This is a genomic window from Pectobacterium brasiliense, assembly GCF_013449685.1.
GTDB lineage: Bacteria > Pseudomonadota > Gammaproteobacteria > Enterobacterales > Enterobacteriaceae > Pectobacterium > Pectobacterium brasiliense_A.
The window spans coordinates 1-5,309 of the sequence record NZ_JACDSF010000051.1; the positions used below are offsets into that span (position 1 = coordinate 1).

Annotated in this window: 6 protein-coding genes; 1 reads left to right on the forward strand and 5 read right to left on the reverse strand. The window is 36.5% G+C overall.

Annotation, left to right across the window (positions count from 1 at the left end):
* Positions 1–266: 266 nt before the first annotated feature.
* Positions 267–719, forward strand: a complete 453-nt coding sequence (locus H0248_RS18285) for a GNAT family N-acetyltransferase (RefSeq protein WP_180787001.1) — start codon at positions 267–269, stop codon at positions 717–719.
* 14 nt (positions 720–733) lie between these two features.
* On the opposite strand, the gene H0248_RS18290 is transcribed toward H0248_RS18285, so the two are convergent.
* The 5 genes from H0248_RS18290 to H0248_RS18310 all read right to left on the reverse strand — a co-directional run bounded on the left by H0248_RS18290 (position 734) and on the right by H0248_RS18310 (position 4,371).
* Positions 734–1,417 carry a hypothetical protein gene (locus H0248_RS18290; RefSeq protein ID WP_180787002.1) on the reverse strand — a complete coding sequence of 228 codons (684 nt, stop codon included), beginning with the start codon at positions 1,415–1,417 and terminating at the stop codon, positions 734–736.
* 515 nt (positions 1,418–1,932) lie between these two features.
* The gene (locus H0248_RS18295) at positions 1,933–2,349 is read right to left on the reverse strand and encodes a type II toxin-antitoxin system YafO family toxin (RefSeq protein ID WP_180787003.1); all 417 of its coding nucleotides are present in this window, start codon (positions 2,347–2,349) and stop codon (positions 1,933–1,935) included.
* A 9-nt stretch (positions 2,350–2,358) separates the two neighbouring features.
* Positions 2,359–2,901, reverse strand: coding sequence for a hypothetical protein (locus H0248_RS18300; RefSeq protein ID WP_180787004.1), 543 nt, complete (start codon positions 2,899–2,901; stop codon positions 2,359–2,361).
* A 139-nt stretch (positions 2,902–3,040) separates the two neighbouring features.
* Positions 3,041–3,514 (reverse strand): hypothetical protein, encoded by a 474-nt coding sequence (locus H0248_RS21940; RefSeq protein WP_205558605.1) that lies wholly within the window; start codon positions 3,512–3,514, stop codon positions 3,041–3,043.
* Entirely contained in the window at positions 3,514–4,371 is an 858-nt protein-coding gene (locus tag H0248_RS18310; RefSeq protein ID WP_226376218.1) for a hypothetical protein, read from the reverse strand. Before H0248_RS18310 ends, H0248_RS21940 begins: the two co-directional genes overlap by 1 nt.
* Between the last annotated feature and the right edge of the window lie 938 nt (positions 4,372–5,309).

Below are 5,309 nucleotides of genomic sequence, written 5' to 3' on the forward strand. Positions count from 1 at the left end.
TATCGTTATCTATATCGTTATCTACATGAGATAATTTTTTCTCAATCTCTTTGCTACAATTTCTTTTCATACTTCACTTCCTTTATTAATTACTGCACTTAGCGTTAATAATATAAATCATTACCTGTCAAACACACTTACTTTCTCTTTTACTTACATAGTAATAATAAATTGAAAACCGTCCGTCAATCTTAGATTGACAATTTCATATTTTTTTGGATAAAATTTAATACATGATAATGCATTTTATAATGGAAATAAAAATCATGACTAAAGGAATTATTTCACCAAAAGAAAAACAACAGATACTGGATGAAATAAACACATGGCTGTATTCAATATATCCTTATAAAAGACCTGCTGCCGGACTTTGTGATTCAATAGACAGAGATAGTAATTTCTTTCGTGTTGATGCTCACAGGAAAAAATTCCGGCTTTATCTTAGATTCGGTAAAACATGGGTGTCATCTCAAAGTAAATCAATTGTTATTGCTCAAATAGGTTTTGAAAAACAACGTTCGGGATATGGAACAGCATTGCTGAAGCTTCTAACCAAAATCGCCAGAACGTACAATTATGAACTCATTGCGATTGAATCAGTTAATGCTAACAGCAGAGCATTTGCTTTGAGATTTAACTTCTCCGAATATGATTCAGACAACAATTATATTATTCAAGCTGAAAGCCTTCGTGAAATTTTGCAAAAAGGAAATATTTGAGATTTAATAGTTCACTATTTCCCATACAACACAACAGCGATCTTCATCCTATCAACAGCCTGAGATAACGCCTCATAGAGATCGCCCTCAAGCTCATACTCGAACTCATCGTTTCTGAATACCACCACATAGCCTTTAGTCAAATCTCGCTGATGTATGGGATTTATGGGCCATATGTCAATGCTAACACCCAGATTCATACTCTCTGCTACTGGAAAGCCCATATCAGCGTGAATGACAATATCACCAGATGCGACAAGCTCGGATAGGAGACTATCTTGGGATAAGGCTTGACGTAAATCCTTTAGGCCAAGCACATTCATCAGAGCGGCTTCATCTGGTGCATTGGCTTTCACCCTGCCACAGTAATAGTAATCATCCAGAACACTAACGGGGGTGTTGGGATGCTGACTGTTGTAGGTTTTGGTTTCTGACATCAGCGATCTTATTGTTTCTTCACTTACTTGGCTCAGTTCAGAAATCAATCTCCCATACACATTTACCATTCGTTCCTTATCGCAATCATTTGCTGATTCAGACAGGAAGAAAGAATCGTAATCTTTGACACAGATGCTATTACCGCTTTCAAAAGTAAGTTTTATTCCTTGTTCGTTCTCTTCAACATCTTTAACTATGCAGGTCATAAATGGGATTTTTTCACTGGCATTAAAGAGTGTAATGATTTTAATATTATTCATTATTTTATTTTCCTTTTTTGTTATTAGTAATAAATACTATATTCCGCACAGGAAAATCAAATTTAACTCTTGCATGATAACGTTTTACTGACTATTTCAATCTTCTTTTGAAAAGATATTTATCTTATGAGCTAACGCTCATGTGCTGTCGAAAACGATGAACCTGTTTTCATGAGCACGGCTACGCCCTGACGCTGACTTAAATATATTTCTATCTTGATAAGATGGTTTTCATTATTTGAAAGCACAGATGAAAAGGTTCAGGTTCAGATCATTTCACCCTCAAGTTATAAAACTGATCCTATGTTTAAACATAGCATTTTATCTTCAACATATAGTATTTACTCTTAAGCGTATAGGAAAACTATATTCAGAGAAGCAGCACTTCGTGATTGTCCAAAAAATCACTTCACTAAAAACAACAACTAATATCAGCACAGAACCAATTGTCTATCATGACGCCTGTAAAAAATCTCTTTCCTGCTGATGAATCGATTGATCAGTAATTAAAGAAATTAAGGATTTGGATTTTTGTGGAATTTATTAGCGTATGAAGCCAATTCCTTCATGATCTCGTTTTTTCTGGCAAAGGAATGCGCATTTGTAGGGAATATCGCCAAAAGGCTATATACATCATCAGCTTTAATATGTTTTGTATAAACCAGAGCAGCATTGCTCGTCCAGTTTTGTTTATTTTTCCCCTTCCGATCTGATTCGCCTGTCATTAGATGAATGTGATAGATACGGGATGAAACAATAGAATTAGGTTCGGTATAAACATCATCCTTACCGAAAATAGCAGGGATCGTACCAAACTGACTACTTTTATAGGAAATAAAGTCATTAAGCAGGGATGTTTCCCACAATGGCTTTACTTTAAAAACAGGCAATAAGAACTTGTCGTAGCTATCACTATTCCACAGTACTTTCATTAGATGTCCTTAATGAAAGCTGAAGTTTTCGAACAGGCTTTCGTCAACGAATTCCGTTTGCGATGGAACAACTATTGATTCAATGAAAGACTGATCTAAAATCATCAATAGATCAGAAACAGCTATTCTATATTCGGTAATAACGTTATCAAGATGCTTAAGTGTCCGATTCGCGCTTGTACCGCTCGTGATACGAACCAACGTAGCAATATATCCTTCAAGTCCACGAATACTAAGATAAAGATTTTTGACGTCTTGATAGTTATTTTCACCAAAGAAATCCCGAACCTGTTCGGCACTGTAGTTTGAGATTTGGTGAACAAGGCGTACATGCTTAGCAGTCAAATGCTTAATACGTTCAACAGCGGCATTCATAAGAAATGGAGTCAATGACACAGGGGTAGACTTGATCTTGCCCACAGGCATGTTTTTACAGGCTAAAACGTCTCGCTTGCTAGGCTGAGTGTTCGAAAACTGCGATGCACTGGAGGACACGCCAGCAAGAACATTGCCAACGATCTGCATATCTTCAACATAACTTTCAATGCACATACATTCCCCCTACATAACCAACCATCTCGACACTTTCGTATCGGTAATCAAATTTTACCCTTACAGTAGCATTCATGCAAACAAATCACCCTGCAGTTCTGTACTCTTAACATCGGGCTTAGACCATGCAAGTGCTCGATCATCTATGGCACTCTGGAAGTTCCCCTGTCTTTCCACTACGCAGAAAATCGATAACCTCTTTGCCTGTCAGATGTTTTCCACTGTTCTGGTAATCTGCAAAAGAGGCAACGGCTTGCTCGCTAAGCTGTTCTCTACACATTTTTTTACTCTGTTCTACAGCATAACCGACTTCAATAATCCCCCAAATGTCACGTAACAAATTGGCACGGAGTTCTTCGATGGTTTCACCTTGTATTGAAACAGATCCTATCTGGCGAGATTCTCCCACCATATGCGCAATATAGTCAGCATTTCTTATCTCCCTGTCTACGGGTTTCGGCCCTTCCCATAGATCTCCAACGGATGTCCTGTTCTGATCACATTGGACCAGAAACTGGTCAAACGTATATTTGGGGATCTTTCTTTTCTTATTTTCCACAGAACTTCGTTCGCAGAGATTTTCTCGTTGTTGCTGTTTGTTGTTGTTTTTCATTATGCGTCCTCCTGCTCACCAACATGATTTTTCTCATGCATATCACTAATAGCCTTATTGAACATCATCTTTGTAAATAAATCCTCGCCCTGAATATTATCCCAATCCAACGGTTCTTCTGGCGGTAAAAGAGTTGCTTCTTCAGTAGCGGCACACCAAGCCATTTTTGTACCAGCCATTTTTCCTTGGGATTTTTTAGCCTGTAATCTTGCGATTAACGCATCTATATCTTCTTGGCTACTTACATCTTCGATAACTGACTCAATTGACTTATTTTTCCTTTTAATATTTCTATTACCAACACCATTATTACTGACCATGCTTTCAGGTTGTTCTTCCATTGCTTCTTTCTTTTTTATAATCTCTGAAACAAAGCGAGCACGATCACCATTGAAAACAATAGCAGGGTTTATGAAATACCAGTTTTTCTCATTGGTTTTAGCAATAATACGTTTTTCGATGAGTTCTTTTATCCCTCTGTAAAAGATTGATTCAGACAAGACGAAATGATCTATCTTTTCCGCAAGCGACATCGCTTTTTTACAACTCAGGTAAAAGTGATCTTTTCCTATCGCATCCTGATAAATACGTAAAAAGATAAAAAACACTTTGTATGCTGTTTTCGTGAGATCAAAGTATGCTTTTATCTGAGAGGTATAAAGTTTAATAAACTCTTCTTTATCGACCTCTTGCGTATGTACGATATTGGCGAAGTAGCTTTTACTGGTATCTTTTCTTTCAATAAGTTCCGTTCCTCGTGAAACAGTCAGATTTTTCTTTCGGGTTTCAATCTTTAGCTCAGTCTCAAAACAAAAAGGATTTAATCCTAAATCCAAGTCAACATCTATTTCATTCATCATGTTATTCCCTCTTATTATTTTATTTATAATAAATTAAATATCATGCACAAAAAAGATATCAAGTTTTTTTGCATATTTTTTTGCGAAAATATTTTAAAAATCGCAACTATTCCAGTGACGATTATTTAAAGCACTGTCGTTTTTAAGCTAAAAAATGACATAGAAACTGACTGCAAAGTCAGGAAAGCTCACCGTGCAGTCAGGAACACTGACCATAGAGTCAGAAACACTGACCGTACAGTCAGTCGCATATTTTCGTCCTAAGCCTTATACCGCAATGGCTACAGGCCGATTTTTCCTTAATTTAATTTTGCAAGAAGTAAGAGATAATACTTAAGAGGATTAAAAGAAACCGGGCGATTCTTATGATCGCCATGAGGGGTTTCGATATTAAAAATCATTAGCTTTTTATGAATGAAGTTTATATTGTGAAGCTTTCCTTCCTGTTTCATTCAAATCCTTTTTTGAAAATCACCGCTCTCTATGAGCTAACGCTCATGTGCTATCGAAAACGATGAACCTGTTTTCATGAGCACGGCTACGCCCTTACAAAAAATTATTTTTATTGCTATCTCTTCGCGTTATGGGACGGAAAATGACACATTACGCAAACACATTACAATTAACAGGATATGATTGATAAAGATCTAATTTTACTCATTCAAATTAAAAAAGAATGTTTTTCAAAAAAATGATCCTATGTTCAAACATAGTAGCTACCTTTGACATATAGCATTTGCTCTTAAACGTATAGAAAAACTATATTCAGAGAAGCAGTACTTAGTGATTGTCCAAAACAATCACATTGCTGGAACAGGGCTTGCCCCTGTTAATGATGGATTTATCCATAAAGAATTGCGGCGATAGCCGCCAGTAAAATAAAAGGAAAACAATTACACTATTCTTAAAATGCCAGCAGCGCTTCGTGATTGTAT